At 63.8% G+C, this 18,020-nt stretch carries 16 protein-coding genes; 8 read left to right on the forward strand and 8 right to left on the reverse strand.

Annotation, left to right across the window (positions count from 1 at the left end; translation table 11 throughout):
• The first annotated feature begins 70 nt into the window (after positions 1-70).
• Genes BPHYT_RS02990 through BPHYT_RS03015 form a run of 6 tightly spaced genes read left to right on the forward strand, consistent with a single transcriptional unit; the run spans position 71 to position 6,901 of the window.
• Positions 71-1,477 carry an MFS transporter gene (locus BPHYT_RS02990; protein ID WP_049869127.1) on the forward strand — a complete coding sequence of 469 codons (1,407 nt, stop codon included), beginning with the start codon at positions 71-73 and terminating at the stop codon, positions 1,475-1,477.
• A 5-nt stretch (positions 1,478-1,482) separates the two neighbouring features.
• Entirely contained in the window at positions 1,483-2,895 is a 1,413-nt protein-coding gene (locus tag BPHYT_RS02995; RefSeq protein ID WP_012431677.1) for an MmgE/PrpD family protein, read from the forward strand.
• A gap of 10 nt (positions 2,896-2,905) precedes the next feature.
• Complete coding sequence (locus BPHYT_RS03000) at positions 2,906-4,069, forward strand: acyl-CoA dehydrogenase family protein (protein ID WP_012431678.1); 1,164 nt, start codon at positions 2,906-2,908, stop codon at positions 4,067-4,069.
• Positions 4,066-5,256 carry a CaiB/BaiF CoA transferase family protein gene (locus BPHYT_RS03005; protein ID WP_012431679.1) on the forward strand — a complete coding sequence of 397 codons (1,191 nt, stop codon included), beginning with the start codon at positions 4,066-4,068 and terminating at the stop codon, positions 5,254-5,256. The genes BPHYT_RS03000 and BPHYT_RS03005 overlap by 4 nt, the downstream gene beginning before the upstream one ends.
• A 45-nt stretch (positions 5,257-5,301) precedes the next feature.
• Positions 5,302-6,054, forward strand: a complete 753-nt coding sequence (locus BPHYT_RS03010; RefSeq protein ID WP_012431680.1) for a GntR family transcriptional regulator — start codon at positions 5,302-5,304, stop codon at positions 6,052-6,054.
• Positions 6,055-6,088: 34 nt separating this feature from the next.
• Entirely contained in the window at positions 6,089-6,901 is an 813-nt protein-coding gene (locus BPHYT_RS03015; protein WP_012431681.1) for an HpcH/HpaI aldolase/citrate lyase family protein, read from the forward strand.
• A 14-nt stretch (positions 6,902-6,915) separates the two neighbouring features.
• Here the strand turns inward: BPHYT_RS03015 and BPHYT_RS03020 are convergent, their stop codons facing one another.
• Positions 6,916-7,716, reverse strand: a complete 801-nt coding sequence (locus tag BPHYT_RS03020; RefSeq protein WP_012431682.1) for a bestrophin-like domain — start codon at positions 7,714-7,716, stop codon at positions 6,916-6,918.
• Positions 7,717-8,015: 299 nt separating this feature from the next.
• Between BPHYT_RS03020 and BPHYT_RS03025 the strand changes: the two genes are divergently transcribed.
• Positions 8,016-9,665, forward strand: a complete 1,650-nt coding sequence (locus BPHYT_RS03025) for a methyl-accepting chemotaxis protein (RefSeq protein WP_012431683.1) — start codon at positions 8,016-8,018, stop codon at positions 9,663-9,665.
• A gap of 71 nt (positions 9,666-9,736) precedes the next feature.
• Here the strand turns inward: BPHYT_RS03025 and BPHYT_RS03030 are convergent, their stop codons facing one another.
• The 7 genes from BPHYT_RS03030 to BPHYT_RS03055 form a co-directional block, all read right to left on the reverse strand.
• Positions 9,737-10,546: a c-type cytochrome gene (locus BPHYT_RS03030; protein WP_012431684.1), complete on the reverse strand. Its 810-nt coding sequence runs from the start codon at positions 10,544-10,546 to the stop codon at positions 9,737-9,739.
• Positions 10,543-12,168 (reverse strand): b(o/a)3-type cytochrome-c oxidase subunit 1, encoded by a 1,626-nt coding sequence (locus tag BPHYT_RS03035; protein WP_012431685.1) that lies wholly within the window; start codon positions 12,166-12,168, stop codon positions 10,543-10,545. The genes BPHYT_RS03030 and BPHYT_RS03035 overlap by 4 nt, the downstream gene beginning before the upstream one ends.
• A complete protein-coding gene (locus BPHYT_RS03040; RefSeq protein WP_012431686.1) occupies positions 12,155-12,727 on the reverse strand; it encodes a cupredoxin domain-containing protein in 573 nt (190 codons plus the stop codon). The genes BPHYT_RS03035 and BPHYT_RS03040 overlap by 14 nt, the downstream gene beginning before the upstream one ends.
• Positions 12,728-12,729: 2 nt before the next feature.
• Positions 12,730-12,903, reverse strand: a complete 174-nt coding sequence (locus BPHYT_RS38565; RefSeq protein ID WP_012431687.1) for a hypothetical protein — start codon at positions 12,901-12,903, stop codon at positions 12,730-12,732.
• Between the two features lie 24 nt (positions 12,904-12,927).
• Entirely contained in the window at positions 12,928-14,313 is a 1,386-nt protein-coding gene (locus BPHYT_RS03045; RefSeq protein WP_012431688.1) for a c-type cytochrome, read from the reverse strand.
• On the reverse strand, positions 14,310-15,023 hold the full coding sequence (locus BPHYT_RS03050) for a c-type cytochrome (RefSeq protein ID WP_012431689.1): 714 nt from the start codon (positions 15,021-15,023) through the stop codon (positions 14,310-14,312). Before BPHYT_RS03050 ends, BPHYT_RS03045 begins: the two co-directional genes overlap by 4 nt.
• Positions 15,024-15,511: 488 nt before the next feature.
• Positions 15,512-16,399, reverse strand: a complete 888-nt coding sequence (locus BPHYT_RS03055) for a LysR family transcriptional regulator (protein ID WP_012431690.1) — start codon at positions 16,397-16,399, stop codon at positions 15,512-15,514.
• Between the two features lie 95 nt (positions 16,400-16,494).
• Here BPHYT_RS03055 and BPHYT_RS03060 point away from each other — a divergent pair, with 95 nt between their 5' ends.
• Positions 16,495-17,814 (forward strand): MFS transporter, encoded by a 1,320-nt coding sequence (locus tag BPHYT_RS03060; protein WP_012431691.1) that lies wholly within the window; start codon positions 16,495-16,497, stop codon positions 17,812-17,814.
• Positions 17,815-18,020 lie beyond the last annotated feature (206 nt).

Here is an 18,020-nt window from a genome sequence, read left to right on the forward strand (position 1 = left end):
GCAGATTCCGGCGGCGTCCCAATCAGGCGTCGCGATGCGGCGAGCGCATAGGCAAATGTTGCGCAGCCGCATGCACACCAAGGAGACAAAGGTGGCTATCGGTATCGTCAACTCGGGCGCGCGACTCGATCGCCTGCCCATCGCGTCATTTCACTGGAAAATTCTCGGACTCATCAGCGCGGGCGCCTTTCTCGACGCCTTCGACATCTATCTCGCGGCCGGCGCGCTCGGCGCGATGGTGAAAGCGGGCTTCTCGGATCTGAAACTGAACGCGCTTTTCATCTCGGTGACCTTTCTCGGCATGCTGATCGGCGCGGGCTTTGCCGGTTATCTCGGCGACCGCTTCGGCCGCCGTTCGTCGTATCAGACGAACCTGCTGATCTTTGGCGTTGCGTCGATTGCCGCGTGTTTCGTGCCGAACATGATGTGGCTGATCGTATTGCGGCTGATCATGGGCGTCGGCCTCGGCGCCGAACTGGTGGTCGCTGCCGGCACCTTGTGCGAATTCATCCCGCCCGCCTCTCGCGGACGCTGGACCGCGTTGCTCGCGCTCATCATCAATTCGGGCTTGCTGGTGTCGACGGCGGTGGGCTACGTCGTGATTCCGCTTCTGGGCTGGCGCTATATGTTCGCGATCGCCGGCGTCGGCGCGATCATCGTGTGGGTGCTGCGGCACCGTATGCCGGAGTCGCCGCGCTGGCTCGAATCGGTCGGACGAAGCGAAGAAGCCGAGGCCACCGTCTCCGCCATCGAAAGCGAGGTGCAGCGTCAGAAAGGCCCGTTGCCGCCAGTCGAGCGCACCGAAAGTCTCGAAGTACCGAAAGCGCCGTTCTCCGCGTTGTTCTCGCACGCCATGCTCGGCCGCACGCTGGTCGCGATTCTCACCGCGGTCGCCGTGAATATTTCGGTGTACGGCTTTGTCGCCTGGCTGCCGACCTTCTTCGTCAAGGAAGGCCTGACCATCGTGCAATCGCTCGGCTTCACGACGCTGATGGCGTTCGGCGCGCCGGGCGGCGCACTGGTCGGCTTCTTCTGCGCGGACCGCATCGGCCGGGCACGTGGTCTTGTGATCTTCGCGATCGCCACGATCGTGGTCGGCTTCATCTATCCGAACATGCATGCGGGCTGGGCAATCAGCAGCGTCGGCTTCGTGTTGATCACCTGCATCTACACCGTCACGACGTTGGGCTTGTTCGCCTACATCCCCGAACTCTTTCCGACTGAGCTGCGCTTGCGCGGCACCGGCACGGCCGGCGTATGTGGCCGCGCTGCCTCCATGAGCACGCCGTATCTGGCGGTGCTGCTCTACAGCTCGTTCGGCGTGTCCGGCGTGCTGGCCATGGTGAGCAGCGTCCTCGCGTTGCTGGTGTTCGGGATTCTGCTGCTGCGTGTGGAAACCAACCAGCATGCGCTTGAACGGATCTCGCCGAGCCTCGACACCGACTCTGATTCGCTACCCGCTACCCAGCAAGGTTAAAGCCCATGACTTCACTCGATACCTCCGGCACCCTGTCCGACCAGTACGCACGCTTCGGCCTGGGCCTGCAATTGAGCGACGTACCGCGCGCGGTGCAGACGCGCGCGAAGCATCTGATTCTCGACGCTGTCGGCATTGCATTCGCGTCGCGTGGTTACCCCTATGCGGATGTCTCGCTCGCTGCCTTCGCCGAGCTTGGCAGCGGCGCTTCACCGGTAATCGGCTACGGCCGGCGGCTCGCCTTGCGCGATTCGGCGACGATGAACGGCGTGCTGATTCACGGTCTCGACTTCGACGACACGCATTCACGTGGCGTCATTCACTCGACCACCAGCGCATTGCCTTGCGTGCTCGCGCTCGCCGACCGCGACGGTCTGAGCGGCGCGGACTTGCTGGCCGCGTACATCGTTGCCATGGAAGTGTCGACGCGCGTCGCATCGGCGGCGAAGGGCGGGTTTCACGACGCCGGATTTCATCCGACGGGTCTAGTCGGCGCGTTCGGCTGCGCGGTCGCGGCATCGCGTCTGCTGCAACTCGACGAGGCACGCGTGGCGCACGCACAAGGCATCGTTCTGTCGATGGCGGCCGGCAGCCTCGAATTCCTCGAAGACGGCGCGTGGACCAAGCGCGCTCATCCGGGTTTCGCGGCTGCCTCGGCGATCACCGCCGCGACGCTCGCGAAGCACGGTTTCACCGGCCCGCGTTTGGCCTACGAAGGACGCTTCGGTCTCTACGCCAGCCACCTCGGCAAGCCGCTCGACACAGCAGGCCGTGAACTCGCCACCGAAGGCCTCGGCAGCACGTGGCAAATCGACGAAGTCGCGATCAAACCGCTACCGGCATGCCACTTCACGCATGCAGTCGCCGACGCGGCGATCGCACTCAATCGCGAACATCGCTTCTCGGCGAATTCGTTCGACTCGATCAAACGCGTGGTCGCCAAAGTACCGCGCGGCACGGTCGAAATCGTGTGCGAACCGGTCGACGCAAAGCGCAAACCGGTCACGGCCTACGACGCGCAATTCAGCGTGCCGTACATCGTCGCGACGGCATTGCTCAAAGGCCGCTTCACGCTCGACGAACTCGAACCCGCCGCGCTCGCCGATCCCGCAGTGCTGGCGCTCGCCGCAAAAGTCGATTACGAAATCGACCCTGACACGACCTTCCCGCGTCACTACACCGGCGAAGTCGTGGTGGAACGCAGCGACGGTTCGCGCGTCGCGCATCGCGAGGCGATCAATCGCGGCTGCGCGGACCGGCCCGTGAGCAACGACGACATCGTCGCCAAGTTCTACGCGAACGCGCAGCGCAGCGTCTCGCGCAGCGCCGCCGAACAGATCGCCCAAGCCGTATTGCAACTCGACGAGCAGCCGGCCCGCTCGCTCGCCGACACGCTTGCCGGACACACCGCATCCTAAGGACGTCATCATGACTGCAACAGAACTCGACACGCTGGAAAACGATCAACTGATTCTCGATATGCTGGACCGCTTTCTCGAAACCGAGGTGCGTCCCTACGTTCACAAGTTCGATCACGACGATATCTACCCGGCGGAGATCGTCGAGAAGATGAAGGAGATGGGGCTGTTCGGCTGCATCATCGATCCCGAGTATGGCGGGCTGGGTCTGTCGACGCGGACCTACGCGCAGATCATCGCGCGTATCTCGCGGGTGTGGATGTCGGTGAGCGGCATCATCAACTCGCATCTGATTCTCGCAATGCTGGTGCAACGCAACGGCACGCCCGAACAGAAGAGTAAATATCTGCCGAAGTTCGCCACCGGCGAATGGCGCGGCGGCATCGGCCTCACCGAGCCGGATTGCGGCACCGATCTGCAGGCGATCCGCACGACGGCCAAACGTGTCGGCGACGAATACATCGTAAACGGCAACAAGACGTGGATCACCAACAGCAAGCACGGCAACACGCTGGCGCTGCTGGTGAAGACGGATACGACGGCGCAGCCGCGTCATCTTGGGATGAGTTTGTTGCTGGTGCAGAAAGGGCCCGGCTTCGAGGTCAGCCGGCAACTCGAAAAGCTCGGCTATAAAGGCATCGATACGTGCGAGTTGTCGTTCCACGATTATCACGTGTCCACCGATGCCTTGATTGGCGGCGTGGAAGGAAGGGGCCTGCAACAGATACTCGGCGGCCTCGAACTCGGCCGTATCAATGTCGCGGCGCGCGGCGTCGGTGTCGCGCAAGCCGCGCTCGATGAATCGGTGAGCTATTCGCAGCAGCGCAAAACCTTCGGCAAGCCGATCTGCGAACACCAGGCAATTCAGTTGAAGCTCGGCGAAATGGCGACGCGTGTCGAAGCAGGACGTCTGCTCGTGGACGCCGCCGCGAAGAAGTACGACCGCGGCGAGCGCTGCGACATGGAAGCGGGCATGGCGAAATACTTCGCCACCGAGGCCGCGCTGGAAAACAGCGTCGAGGCCATGCGCATTCACGGCGCGTATGGTTATTCGAAGGAGTACAACGTCGAGCGCCTGTATCGCGACGCGCCGCTTCTTACGATCGGTGAAGGCACCAACGAGATGCAACGCATCATCATCGCCAAGCAGTTGATCGAACGGAGCCCGATATGAGTCTGCCTCTTTCAGGTGTGCGCGTGCTCGCCATCGAACAATACGGCGCCGGTCCTTTCGCCACTCAACATCTCGCGGACCTCGGCGCGGAGATCATCAAGATCGAGCATCCGAGCAATGGCGGCGACGTCGGCCGCGCGGTCGGCCCGTACTTCTTCGGCGAAGGCGATAGCCACTTCTTCGAAGCGTTCAATCGCAACAAATGCAGTCTCACACTCGACCTGAAGAAGCCCGAAGCGCGCGCAGTGCTGCTGGACCTCGTCGCGAAGAGCGACGCCGTGTTCAACAATCTGCGCGGCGATCTGCCGGCGAAACTCGGGCTCACTTACGCGCACCTTTGCGAGGCGAATCCGAAGATCGTGTGCGGGCATCTGTCCGCTTATGGACGAACGGGCAGCCGCGCGGCATGGCCGGGCTACGACTATCTGATGCAAGCCGAGGCCGGCTATCTGTCGGTCACCGGCGAGCCTGACAGTCCGCCGGCGCGCTTCGGCCTGTCGATCATCGACCTGATGACCGGCACGACCGCGGCGATGGCGCTGCTCGCCGGCCTCGTCGACGCGAAGACGTCGGGCAAAGGGCGTGACATCGACGTGAGTCTCTTCGACGTCGCGTTGCATAACCTCGCCTATGTCGCGACGTGGTATCTGAACGGCGGAGTGGTGACGGGGCGCGAGAACCGCTCGTCGCATCCGTCTCTCACGCCGAGCCAGTTGTACAAGACGCAGGACGGCTGGATCTTCCTGATGTGCAACAAGGAGAAGTTCTGGGGCGTGCTCGCCGAAGTGATCGACAAACCGTCGTGGGTGACCGATCCGCGCTTTTGCAACTTCCAGGCGCGTCTCGCGAATCGCGAGCTGGTGCAGACCGAGCTCGACGCAGCGCTCTCGACCGCCACCACGGCGCAATGGCTCGAACGCTTCGGCGGACGCGTGCCCGCTGCGCCGGTGTTCGACGTCAAGGAGGCGCTCGAGAATCCCTTCGTCGCCGAACGTGAATGCGTGGTGGACGCGGAGCATCCGCGCTTCGGCAAGGTGCGCGGCGTGGCCGCGCCGGTGCGGATCGACGAGCCGCTGCCGACGCGCGCCGCGCCGGATCTCGGGCAGGACACGCAGCGTCTGCTCGACGAACTGGGCTACGGCGCGGAAAGGATCGCTTTGCTGAGGGAGGCGGGTGTGGTGCAATAAGGCCGGGCGGGCAACCGTCCGCTCTTTCACTTTTTGCACATCCAGATGGCCACGACAGTCCTTGGGCAGCAGCCGCGCTACATGCAACTGGCACAGACGCTTCTGAACGAGATTCAGGGCGGGCAGTTTCCCATCGGCACGCTGCTGCCGACCGAGTTCGAGCTGTGCGAGCAGTTCGGCGCCAGTCGCTTCACGGTGCGGCAGGCGATCAAGCAGCTCGAGCAGCGCGGTCTGGTGGACCGGCGGCCCGGCATCGGCACCCGCGTGAAAGCCACGCAAAGCGAGACCGCGTACCGTCAGGTGATGGAGCGCCTGAGCGATCTGCACCGTTATACGACCGATACGGAGTTGGAGATCGCGTCGACGCAGACTGTCGAGATCGACGATCCGGACCTGATCGAGCGGCTCGGCGCAAAGCCGGGCGAAACCTGGCTGCTGGCCGAGGGCATTCGCCTGTCGCCGGAGAGTGTCGAACCGATTTGCCACACCGAGGTGTATATCCACCCCGCGTTTCGCTCGTTGACGGGCCTGAGCGGCCGGACGCACGTGCCGATCTACACGATGATCGAAAAGCAGTTCGGCGAGCAGATCGCCGAGGTGCAGCAGGAAATCCGCGCGGTCGCGCTGCCGGCGAAGCTGGCGCAACGTTTGAACGCGAAGCCGCGTTCGCCCGCGCTGTGGTTGTGCCGCCGCTATCTGAACCGGCGCGCGCAAGTGGTCGAGTTGACGATCAGCGTGCACCCGGCGGATCGCTACAGTTATTCCGAAACATTTCAACGCGACTGGCACGCGAATTAGCAATCTTGCGCCGCGTGCCGTTCAGGAGAACAACATGGACGCACGCAGCTATCTTTTCGTGCCGGGCGATCGCCCCGAGCGCTTCACCAAGGCGCTCGACACAAACGCGGACGCAGTGGTGATCGATCTCGAAGACGCGGTCGCGCCCGCGGCGAAACAAGCTGCGCGCGAGGGCCTGCAACGCTGGCTATCGGCGGCGGACGTTAGGCGGCTGATCGTCCGCGTGAATGCGGTGGGCACGCCGTGGCATCTCGATGACGTGGACATGGTGAGCGCGTCCGGCCTTTCCACGATGATGCTGCCGAAGTCGGACAGCGCATGGCAACTCGCCGAGGTCGCCGCGCGGCTGCCATCGCAGATGCGAATCGTGGCGCTGATCGAAACCGTGGCGGGCGTAGTGGCGATGCGGGAGATTGCCGGTGCGCCGTCGGTCATGCGGCTCGCTTTCGGCACGGTGGATTTTTGCGGCGACGCCGGGATCGAAGGGCTCGGCGTCGAACTGGATTATGTGCGCTCGCAGATGGTGATCGAATCGCGCTATGCGGGTCTGCCCGCGCCGATCGACGGTGTGACACTGGAACTCGACGATCTCGCGCGTCTGACGGAGCATGTCGCCACCGCAAGGCGCTTCGGCTTCGGCGGCAAGCTGTGCATTCACCCACGACAGGTGGACCCGGTCAACGGCGGCTTTGCACCTAGCGAGAACGAGCGACGCTGGGCGTCGCGCGTTCTGGCGGCTTGCCGCGAGCACCCGGAAGGCGCGTTCGCGGTGGACGGCAAACTGGTCGACCGGCCGGTGATCGAACGGGCGCGGCGGATTGCGGAGTTCGATGCGCTCCTGCCCTGACGTACGCGCGGCCGTCACCGCCTCAAATGATCCAGCGCATCTCTCATCGGTGAACTGGAGATAACGATCGGCCCTGTAAACGGCGTATCCAGATCCACAATCACATAGATGGCCGAAGCAATCGACACCGCGCCCAGCGAAATCGTGACCAGCGCCAGCGCATTGCGCGGCGCGATCAAGCCGAAACTCAGAAAGATCACGCCCAGCCAGAACGTCAATGTCGTGAGGAACGGTCGGGAAATGGAGCTGTGCGCTTCCTCGATGAGCTTCCATCGGGCATCCACGACGCGGCGGTATTGCTTCAGTGCATCGTCGAGCGCGCGCTGTTGTAGCGCGTCGCGCGTCCGCAACGTTCGCAACTCCTGGCCCACGGCAGTCAGCGTGTCGCCGAGCCGCACGCTCTCCAGTTTCTGCGAGTTGTCCGGCGATCCTATGTCTTTCGGATAGTCGCCAGTAGGCGGTGTTTCGGCAGGCCACGTCGATGCGATCGCCGCCGCGGTGTACTGGCGCAACAACTGCCGGGCCGGCCCGGTATCCGTGCCGTATTCGCGCAGGGTGGTGTCGAACTCGATCAGATCGGCGGCGTAGGTGCGCAAATCATTCGACGAGGTGTCGAAGCTGGATTTCGCGGACGCGGTCATCAAGCCCAGCACCAGCGCGGCGAACGTCACCAGCATGCCGATCACCAGCTGGATCAGCTGCACTGTCTCGTGCGCCTTGTGCTCCTCGGGCAGAAGGGGGCGCACCCACACACCGATTCCGGTCACGGCGAGCAGCAGAACGAAAACCACCAGCGCCGAGTCTATTTCCGACATCGCCATGCTCCGTAGACACATTCCCGCCACTTTCCATCAAGCGCCGCTCGCCGAGAACCCGGGTAGTCCCGCAACGTCCAGCGCGAATCGTCCTTCATATGCGCCTGTATGTTGATGTATCGCAAGCCCATACGCCATCCACCATAAAGTTTTTTGTGATTGAGCCGTAGTCCTTATATGTGGCGTTCGCTTAAATTTAGACAAGAGTTGCGGACCTGGCCTACTCGGCTTGGGCGCAGCACGCGTGGCCGAGGCATCTACTGAACATTCGGTCAGGCAGCCCAACGGAGACAAGCCCGATGTTGAAAAATCTGTCGATTCGCACCTGCCTCACCCTGATGATCGTGTTCTTCGGCGTCGTGCTGCTGTTCGGCGCCGCCGCCGGCTTGCTGTCGCTGCGCTCGAGCAATGCCTCGCTGCGGCAGATGTACACCGTCGATACGCCGGCCGTCGCCGACCTGGAAGGCAGCGCCGGGCAGTTGCTGCGCCTGCGTCTCGCACTGGCGACGTACGCATCGCTCGTCGACCTGAACGATCAGGACGGCGCGAATGCCGTGCTCAAGCGTTTTGATCAGTACCAGAAAGCTTCCAACGACCGTCTTGCCCACTATGTGAGCCGTGCGAGCACGGACGCCGATGAACAGCGCCTGATCAAGGATATGCAGGACAAGCGTGACACCTTCCTGCGCGAAGGCGTCGAGCCGGCTCTCGCCGCGCTCAAGGCGGGCGACAAGACGGCGTTCCAGCAAGTGCAGGCACACAAGCTGCCGTCGCTCTACAGCGCGTACGAAAAGGCGATGCTCACGCTCGAACAGTTGCAACTCGATCACGGCGCGCAGCGCTACCAGGACGCGCAGGATCTGTTCTATGCGATCTGTATCGCGGTGGCGATCGGCATGGTCGCGTCGCTGCTGGGTTCGTGGATCGGCCGCGCGGTGCTGGTGCGTGCCATTGTCCGCCCGGTCGATGCCACCATCGCGCAGTTTCAGCGCATCGCCAACGGCGACCTGACCGGCCAGATCGTCGTGTCCAGTAACAACGAAATGGGCCGTCTCGCGGCCGCGCTGCGCAAGATGCAGGAATCGCTGATCGCGACGGTGAACTCGGTGCGTCAAGGCACGGAATCTATCGACACCGGAGTGAGCGAGATTGCCGCGGGCAACACCGATCTGTCGCAACGTACCGAGGAACAGGCCGCGTCGCTCGAAGAAACGGCGGCGAGCATCGAACAGCTCACCTCGACGGTCAAGCAGACGGCGGACAACGCGAAGCAGGCGAGTTCGCTTGCGCAGGGCGCATCCACGCTGGCCGCGCAAGGCGGTGATCTGACGGAGCAGGTGGTGGGCACGATGCATGGCATCGTCGACGATTCGCGGCGGATTGCCGACATTGTCGGTGTGATCGAAGGGATCGCGTTTCAGACCAATATTCTGGCGCTGAACGCGGCCGTTGAGGCTGCGCGCGCCGGCGAGCAGGGACGCGGCTTCGCGGTGGTGGCGAGCGAGGTGCGCTCGCTCGCGCAGCGTAGCGCGGCGGCAGCGAAGGAAATCAAAGGCTTGATCGACGAATCGACGGCTCGCGTGCAGGCCGGCTCGCAACTCGTTCAGCGCTCCGGCTCGACGATGACCGAGATCGTCAACGCGATTGCGCGCGTGAGTTCGATTATGGGCGAGATCGCCGCGGCCGCGCTCGAGCAGAGTACCGGCATCGATCAGGTCAATCTCGCGGTCGCGCAGATGGACGAGGTGACGCAGCAGAATGCCGCGCTGGTGGAACAGGCTGCGGCTGCCGCGAGTTCGCTGGAAGAGCAGGCGCGGCGATTGACGTCGGCTGTATCGGTGTTTCGGACCGGGGGCGGTGCGGCGTCTGGGGCTTCGTTTGCCGGGCGGCGCGACGGTTCGGCTGCTACGCCGAAGACGGCCGCTGCAGGCGAGTTCGCGACGGTTTAGTATCAGCGGTTGTTTTGCGCGACGGCGTGCTGAGCCGTCGCGAGAAACCATGTCGCACAGACAAGCGGCTGCTACTGCATAGCCGCATAGTATTTCGCGACGCTATCAATTTCGGCAGGCGTCATTTGCCGTGCCACATTGCGCATCTGCTCATTGATGTCGTTATGCCGCGCGCCGGAAGCAAACGCGCGCATCTGCGCGGCGAGATAGATCGACGATTGTCCGCCCAGCCACGGCGCCGCGCCCTTGCGGTCGAGCTGTCCGTGACATGCGGCGCAAGGCGCGATATTGCGCTGCGGATCGCCCTGCATGGCAAGCTTCACCGCGTTCGCATCCGGTTCGACGCCAGTCGGCAGCGTTTGCGCCGCAGGCGCTCTCGGCAGCGACGCGTAGTAAGCCGCCAGATCGTGCAGATCCTGATCGCTGCGTGCGGCGATGATCGGCTGCATGATCGCGTTCTGGCGCACGCCGTTCTGGTAGTCGCGCAACTCTTTGTAGACCACGTCGGCATATTGACCGGCCAATGCCGGCGCGGTCACCTGCGATGTGCCGAGTACACCATGGCACATCGAGCAATTTTGTGTCGCGATCGTCGCGCCGCGACCGATCGAATTCGCGTCAGCCCGCGCGCGCCGCAACGGTGGCAAGACCACGACGTCGCTCGGCGCCGGGCCGGCGAGATTGGCGCCGCCATACCAGCTCGACGGCGCCCCCGCCGCGCTGCAGATGGTCGCCCAGAGGCTGCGGTCGCCGAACGCGTTACTCGCCGAAGGCAGCCAGATAAAGCCGATTAGTATCCCGACGACGGCAATCGCAATCGTGCCGCCCACGCTCACTGTGAACCATGGGTTGCGCAAGCTGAAGACGCGTTCCTGATTCATCGCTGCGCTCCGACGACGACTGCCGGCACGGAGGTCTGCGGCAATCTGAGCAACTGCACGATCGGCACACTGTAGTTGACGACCGTGAGTCCGATCATGAGCGCCACCCACAAGCCGAAGCTATTGAGCGCCGCCGGCACACGGTCCACCGGTTGCGCCGCGCTCGCAAAGCGGAAGCTTTGCTGCTGAACGAGCGGCCCGAACTGCGACTTCACGAGAATGTAGATAAACAGCACGCCGGACGCCACGAGGATCAATCCGCCCACCGCCGACATGCCGACCCAGAGCGCCTGAGACTGCAAGCCGAGCGCGTTGTAATCGTAATAGGCCATGCGGCGCGGCGCACCGAGCAGGCCGACGTAGTGCCACGGCAGCGTCACCACCATCATGCCGATGAACCACAGCCACAGTTGCGTGCGCACCAGTTTCACCGACGCGATCGCGCGGCCGGTCAGTTGCGGCCACAGTTCATAGGCAATCGCGAAGTACATGATGACGATCGCACCGCCGAAGATCAGATGGAAGTGTCCGGTCACCCACTGCGTGTTGTGCACGGTCGAGTTCAACTGGTAGCTCATGTTGATCAGCCCGCCCGCGCCGCCGAGACCCAGCATCACGAACGAAAACGCGATCACGAGCATCATCGGGTTTTGCCAGGGCAGGGCGGTCAGCCAGCCGAACGCGCCCTTGCCGCCGCGCAGTCTGCCGGCGATTTCGACCGACGCGCAGATCGTGAACACCGTCAGCAGCGTCGGCACCGACACCATGCCGGTGAACACGGCGTGCAGGAACTTGAAGCCGGAGCCCACCTGCGGATCGGCGAACAGATGGTGGATGCCGATCGGCATCGCGAAGACGAGGAACAGGATGAACGACACACGCGCCATCGAATCGCTGTACAGCCGTCCGCCGATCGCGCGCGGCACCAGCGTGTAGTAGGCGATATAAGCGGGAATCAGCCAGAAGTAGACGATCGCGTGCAGCGTCCACGAGAACAGGATGCGTGAGAGGCCGGCGTCGATCGTGTTCGTGAGGCCGAATGCGACCGGCAGGATCTGGAACAGGATCTCCAGCGCCGCGCCCACGGCGGTCCACGCCCACAGATACGCGCCGGCCACGTTGGCGAACATCGCGAGCGGCACGGGTTTGCCGGGGTTGGCGCGCTTCCAGACGCGCAGGTTCACATGCATCAGCGCGACCCAGATCCACGAACCGACCACCACCAGTACCACGCCGAGGTAATAGAACGGGCTGCCGATCATCGGCGGATAGAAGGTGTAGAGCACCGAGGCCTGGCCAAGCGCCACCGGCACCATCGCCATCACCGCGCCGACGGCCAGCATGATGAACGCGGCCCACGCCCATTTGAGACCGACGAGGCGTTGCGCGAGAGCCAGCTCGACGATCGCGTAGCCGAAGCCCATCGACACCAGTGTCGGCATCACGTAGGCCATCACCGAACCGTGCGCGGTCACCGAGCGATAGTAAAGCTCGGGGTCGCCGACCCACGGCAGGAACGGGCTGCGCACCAGCATTTGCCAGGCGCCGAGCAGCAGCGCGATCAGAAACGCAATGAAGGCGAGCCAGAAATGCGCGAGAACGAGTCGCTTAGCGTGAAACACAGCTCAGCCTCCGGGATTGTCGGGCCTGCTCGAAGAAGGCGGCTTTGTCGATGACTTTCACGTGTGCCCACATGGTTTGGTGGCCGAACCCGCAGAACTCGTGGCACGGCATGGTGTGATCGGCGGGCACGTCGAAACGCGTGTTGAGCGTGGCGACATAGCCGGGCACGACCATCGTGTTGATGTTCGTGTCGGTGACGAGCAGGCCGTGCACGACGTCGGCGCTGGTGGTGCGGATCGTGATCGGCGTGTCGGCGGGCACCAGCAGGCATTGCGGCGTGAACGAATACTGCTGCGCGATGAAGCGCACGACCACCGAGCCGTCCGGCTCGACCGCGCTGCCGAGATTGTCTTCGACGAATTCGCCGGACAGTTGCAGGCGCGACGGATCGATCGTTTCGACGCGCGAAGGCGGCATCATTGCCCAATGCAGCCCGGAGAACACGATGACGGCCAGCATCAGCACGATCAATGCGACGGCGAAGATGGCCCAGCGCCGTTCGGCGCGCAGGGCGACCGCGTGGCCGCCGCCCGGTTGATGATTGGAATCGGTCGACATGATCAGTGAACGACCCCGCGCGGCAGAAACACGACGAAGTAGAAGCCGAACCAGATCGCCATCACGATCAGCGTGGCGACACCGGCCATGGCGATCGCGCCATGCGGGCCGGCCGCGACGACGCGTTCCACTTCGTCATCGGTCGGCGGCGCGCTGTGGGTATCGTTCGCTTCCATCTAAAGTTTCTCCAGTGCAACGCTTCAATGCAGCGGCGCGTTGCGCAACTCGTTGACCTCGCGCGACGTCACGGGCTGGCCGTGATTGCCCCACGCAGTGCGGATATAGGTGACCACGGCGGCGGCGTCGGTGTCGTTCAGTTCCTGACCGAACGGCGGCATGCCGTACGGTTCCGGATTACGCCGCGTGCCCGGCGGGAATCCGCCGTTCAGCACAATGCGGATCGGATTGACCGCGGAGTCCATTTCGATCGACTGGTTGCCCGCGAGCGGCGGGTAATGCTGCAACTTGCCTTCGCCCTTCGCGCCGTGGCAGAGCGCGCATTTGTCGGCGTAGATTTTTTCGCCGAGCGCGAACACGTTGGTATTAGTGGGCGCCGACGGCCCGGACTTGCGGCCGCTCTTGTCCGGCAAGGTCTTCAGATAAACGGCCATCGCCTTGACGTCTTCTTCTGTCATGTACTGAAGGCTGTGGTACGTGACTTCGGCCATTGGGCCGTACACGGCGCCGCGATCGGAAATGCCCGCTTGCAGCAGATCGACGATGTCCTTGATGCTCCAGTCGCCGAGGCCGCCGTCCTTGTCCGAGGTCAGCGACGGCGCGTACCAGTTCTGCACCGGAATCAGACCGCCCGCGAACTGCTCGCTTTGCGACGATCCGCCGAGCATATTGATCTTGGTGTGGCACATGGTGCAGTGCCCGAGTCCTTCGACCAGATACGCGCCGCGGTTCCATTCGACCGATTTCGTCGGGTCGGGCTGGAACTCGCCCTCGCGGAAATACAGCGTGCGCCAGCCGTACAGCAGCTTGCGCTGGTTGAACGGGAAGCGCAGCGTGTGCTTGCGATTCGGCTCGCGGACCGGCGCGACCGTCTTCAGATACGCGAAGATCGCGTCCGAGTCTTCGCGCGTGACCTTGGTGTATTGCGCGATCGGCATGGCCGGGTAGATCAACGTGCCCTCCGGCGTGCGGCCGGTGCGCATCATTTTGAAGAAGGCGTCCTGACTCCAGGTGCCGATGCCGTACTGCGCGTCCGGCGTGATGTTCGGCGAGTACAGCGTGCCGAACGGCGTTTCCATTGCGAGGCCGCCGGCGAACAGTTTGCCGCGCGGCGCCGTGTGGCAGGCGACGCAGTCGCCGGCGCGCGCCAGATACTCGCCGCGTTTGACGATATCGGGCCGCGTGTCGGCGCCCGGCGTGGATGCTGTATTGGTCTCGGCGGCGCGTGCTTCGGCGATCAGCACAGGCATCGGCCATGCACGCAGAAGCGCGGCGCTGCCGGCCACGAGCAGGCCGCCAACCAGCAGACCCGATACGAGCGACGCCGGTCCGCAACGGCGCTTCATCAAGGTGACCAAAGCGGCACGCAACGTGCGACGAGCGCCCGGAGAGCGAAAGATCGGCTTCATTGCGGTTGGCTCCCGCAGGCGAGAGGCAGCCGTTCCGCGGATGGCGGCGCGGGCCGCGGATCGGCAGGACGCGGCTGGCGCGCAAGCCAGCTCGATACCGCGGTGATGTCTTTGTCGGTCAGCTTGACGGCGATCGAATGCATGCAGTCCGGCGCGAGCGCGTGCCGCGTGCCCGAGCGCCAGGTGCCCATCTGTCCGGCGATATAACTCGCGTGCAGACCGAGCAGGCCGGGTATGCCGGGTTGCGTGCCGGTCATGCGCGCGCCATGGCACGCAATGCATGCGGGTATCTTGCGAGCCGGATCGCCCTGCGTGACGAGGCGCTGTCCGGCGGCGAGCACGGCAGGCGCGACGTTGCTTTGATCGGCGTTGGGGTAGGGCGGCTGCAGATCGGCGAAATACTGGCTGATCTTGCGCAGATAGTCGTCGGGCAGGAAGGCGAGCAGATAGCCCATGGGCGGATAGGTGCGGCCGCCGTCACGGAACGCGGTCAACTGATTGAACAGATAGTCGGCCGGTTTGCCGGCAATGCGCGGAAAGTAATCATTGTTCAGGCCTTGGCCCTGCACGCCATGACACGAGGTGCAGGCGCGCACGCGTTCGTCCATAGCCGAGGGCATGGCGCCGGACGCGTCGGCGGCGAGCGCCACGCCGCTCCATATCAGATAGAGCGCAAACAGAACCGACGATCCGATAGTTCGACGATGCACGCCAGGCCTCGATTGGGGAACGTTCTATGTTCTCGATTATCTTTCACGCATTCGCGTGTGGATTCGCTTGTGAAACCGACGGATGACGTATGTCAACTTTTGTCGATATTTTTCTTGTATAGCGACTGCAAGAACAGCAAATCGAAACGGACTTGTTGTGGACGGCGAGTGGTGATTCGCTACGGCGATGCGATTGCTTTATATAAACAACGATCTGCCTGAATGCGCCGGTGGGTGGCGGCTTTCGGGCTGCGGAAATTAACGCCTGAAACGTTCAGCAGCGTGTATGAGGTTGCAGGAATTCAGTCGACGCGTCAATAGCAATCCAAAGCTCATTCGACGGGACACCTGATCATCATAGGCGTCGCTCGAGGGGCTTTCAACATTTGCAATGTGAATCGTCGCCGCCAGACGTCATCGCGCGAATGTGATTGTTTGATGATGAGCCGCGGGCTTCGGCGAAACGGCGTGAGCCCGTCATCGAGGCGTCAACTGAAAAGTGCCATCAAGGCGGTGCGAGCATTGCTGACGAGTTCGGTTTCGCCGATTCGCCCAGGCAGCAGATGAAACTCGACGGCGGGCAAAGCGGGCAAGCCCACGCTCGCCGGACAGGCCACGACGCCGCCGCCAATCGACGATTCGTTCAGACAGGATATGCCGAGCCCGGCCTTCAGCGCGAGTTGCAAACCGGCCACGCCTGATGCGGAGTGCGACACCACGTACGGCACCTTGTGCTCGTCCAGCAGCTTCACGACAAAGCGCTGCAACTGGCAGCTCGACGGCAGCAACACGAGCGAATAGGGCGTGGCCGGTCGCGGGCCCGAATCGGCCGCGCTGACCCACAACAGTTTCTCGCGCCGCACAACCGTGCTTTGCGCGCCGGTGCGGCGGCTCGCGGCGCGCGCGTTGTCGGTGACGAGCCGCAGCGAGAGCCCGATGTCGAACGACGCATCGTCGCCCGCGTTGCTGTCGATTACCGCGCTCGGCAGCACCGTGACGTGCAGCTTCAGGCGCGGGTGCTGCTCCGCGAACGTTTTGAGAATGCGCGCGATGTCGTGCGGACGGTAGTAGTCCGTGATGGCGATGCGCAATTCGCCGTCGAGCGAACGGCCTTGCAGGTCTTCGAACGCGGCCTCGCTCATTGCGATGATGCGCCGCGCGTGGTCGAGCAGCCGGCTGCCGGCCGGCGTGGCGCTCACGCCCTGCTTGCTGCGCACGAACAGCGGCTGGCCGGCACGCTCCTCGAGTTTTTTCAACTGTTCGCTGACCGAGGACTGCGACAGGAACACCCGCTCCGCGCCCGCCGAAACGCTGCCCGATTCGGCGACGGCGACAAAGGTCCGCAACTGCGTCAGGTCAAATCCACGCTGGGTCATGATTCGGCATATCCGATGGAAGTCATCTGAAATTCCGGCTTTTCCGATGGAAGCCTCAGCCGTAGGATACCCCCAGATTCTTTGCGGAGGGTGTCATGGGAAGCGAAACAATTGTGGGCCTGGGTTCGTCCGGCGGGCGAACGGCGAGTCATCGATGGAAAGTGCTGGGCGTCGGATTCGCCGCAAACGCGAGTTTTTCGGCCGCGTTCTCGGGAATTCCGACGACGGCGGTTTTCTTGCGCTCGGGATATCACCTGGGCAATGACGGGCTGGGCCTCGTGCTCGGCATGCTCGGCCTCGGCATCGCGGTCAGCGAATTGCCGTGGGGCTTGCTGACCGACCGGTGGGGCGACCGGCGCGTTCTGCTGCTCGGACTGCTTTCGACCGCGGCCGCGCTAGCCGGCCTGGCGCTGTTCGTCGTGCCGTCCGCTGCGCATGTGCCGAGCGTGACGATGCTCGCGCTCGGCCTGTTGCTGGTCGGACTGCTCGGCGGCAGCGTCAACGGTTCGAGCGGCCGCGCGGTGATGGCATGGTTTCGCGAGGGTGAGCGCGGCCTCGCTATGAGTATCCGCCAGACGGCGGTGCCCGCGGGCGGCGGCTTGGGCGCATTGCTGCTGCCGGTGCTCGCGTCGCGCTTCGGGTTCGCGAGCGCCTATAGCGTGCTGGCGCTTGCCTGTGCGATCACGGCGGCGTTCGCGTGGCGCTGGTTGCACGAACCTTCTCATGCCGATGCGGACGGCGCGCGGGAAGTTCGCGACACGGCAGCGGCGAGCGGCATGCCGGCCAGGGTCTCGCCGTTGCGCGACATCGGCATCTGGCGCGTGGCGCTCGGCGCCGGCGCGCTGTGCGTGCCGCAACTCGCTGTGGTGACGTTCGGCACGGTGTTTCTCCACGATTTCAGCCGCGCCGGCGTGCTGGCGATCAGCGTAACGATGGCCGCGGTGCAAACGGGCGCTGCGATCGCGCGGGTCTGGAGCGGCGGTTGGACCGACCGGCGCGGCAACCGGCGCGCCTATATGCGCGCCTGTAGTCTGCTGACCGCCGTGCTGTTCGCCTCGCTCGCGCTGCTGACGGGCGTAGCCGGCATGCATCACATGGCGATGACGGCGGTATTCGCGGCGATGGTCGTGCTGGGCGGTGTGAGCGCGTCGGCATGGCACGGCGTGGCCTTCACGGAACTCGCCACGCTGGCAGGGACAAGCCGTGCGGGCACCGCGCTCGCGATCGGCAACACCTGTGTGTTTCTCACGCTGTTCCTGACGCCGCTGGCGATTCCGCCGCTGTTGTCGATCGGTTCGTGGCCGATGGTATGGGCTGTGACCAGCGTCTGCGCATTGGTGGCGTTGCCGGTGTTCCCGCGCGCGGCGCGCGAAGCCAAAGTGAGTACGGCGCGCGCTTGCGACGCAACTCGATGAACCGCAGCGCCTGTCGTCGGCAATACCGAGGGCGGGCGCGGCAGTCTCTCAAGTCGTTGGGCGAGACGGCGCGGCGGATTTCCGCGGCGAATGATCGAGTCGCCAGGTTTTCACGGAAATCTTGCCAGTTAAAAAATAGAAATATTCATTGTGGATATTTAGGTTTCGCTTTTTTCGGATAGATCCGCAATGGACTATTAGTTTCT

This window comes from Paraburkholderia phytofirmans PsJN, assembly GCF_000020125.1.
Classification (GTDB): Bacteria; Pseudomonadota; Gammaproteobacteria; order Burkholderiales; family Burkholderiaceae; genus Paraburkholderia; species Paraburkholderia phytofirmans.

Excerpts from the sequence above, each read along its gene's own strand:
- BPHYT_RS38565 (WP_012431687.1), bottom strand. The coding sequence starts at position 12,903 with ATGGAAGCGAACGATACCCACAGCGCGCCGCCGACCGATGACGAAGTG.
- BPHYT_RS03020 (WP_012431682.1), bottom strand. The coding sequence starts at position 7,716 with ATGTCGGAAATAGACTCGGCGCTGGTGGTTTTCGTTCTGCTGCTCGCC.
- BPHYT_RS03060 (WP_012431691.1), top strand. The coding sequence starts at position 16,495 with ATGGGAAGCGAAACAATTGTGGGCCTGGGTTCGTCCGGCGGGCGAACG.
- BPHYT_RS03045 (WP_012431688.1), bottom strand. The coding sequence starts at position 14,313 with ATGAAGCCGATCTTTCGCTCTCCGGGCGCTCGTCGCACGTTGCGTGCC.
- BPHYT_RS03030 (WP_012431684.1), bottom strand. The coding sequence starts at position 10,546 with ATGAATCAGGAACGCGTCTTCAGCTTGCGCAACCCATGGTTCACAGTG.
- BPHYT_RS03040 (WP_012431686.1), bottom strand. The coding sequence starts at position 12,727 with ATGTCGACCGATTCCAATCATCAACCGGGCGGCGGCCACGCGGTCGCC.
- BPHYT_RS03025 (WP_012431683.1), top strand. The coding sequence starts at position 8,016 with ATGTTGAAAAATCTGTCGATTCGCACCTGCCTCACCCTGATGATCGTG.
- BPHYT_RS03055 (WP_012431690.1), bottom strand. The coding sequence starts at position 16,399 with ATGACCCAGCGTGGATTTGACCTGACGCAGTTGCGGACCTTTGTCGCC.
- BPHYT_RS02995 (WP_012431677.1), top strand. The coding sequence starts at position 1,483 with ATGACTTCACTCGATACCTCCGGCACCCTGTCCGACCAGTACGCACGC.
- BPHYT_RS03000 (WP_012431678.1), top strand. The coding sequence starts at position 2,906 with ATGACTGCAACAGAACTCGACACGCTGGAAAACGATCAACTGATTCTC.
- BPHYT_RS03005 (WP_012431679.1), top strand. The coding sequence starts at position 4,066 with ATGAGTCTGCCTCTTTCAGGTGTGCGCGTGCTCGCCATCGAACAATAC.
- BPHYT_RS02990 (WP_049869127.1), top strand. The coding sequence starts at position 71 with ATGCACACCAAGGAGACAAAGGTGGCTATCGGTATCGTCAACTCGGGC.
- BPHYT_RS03010 (WP_012431680.1), top strand. The coding sequence starts at position 5,302 with ATGGCCACGACAGTCCTTGGGCAGCAGCCGCGCTACATGCAACTGGCA.
- BPHYT_RS03015 (WP_012431681.1), top strand. The coding sequence starts at position 6,089 with ATGGACGCACGCAGCTATCTTTTCGTGCCGGGCGATCGCCCCGAGCGC.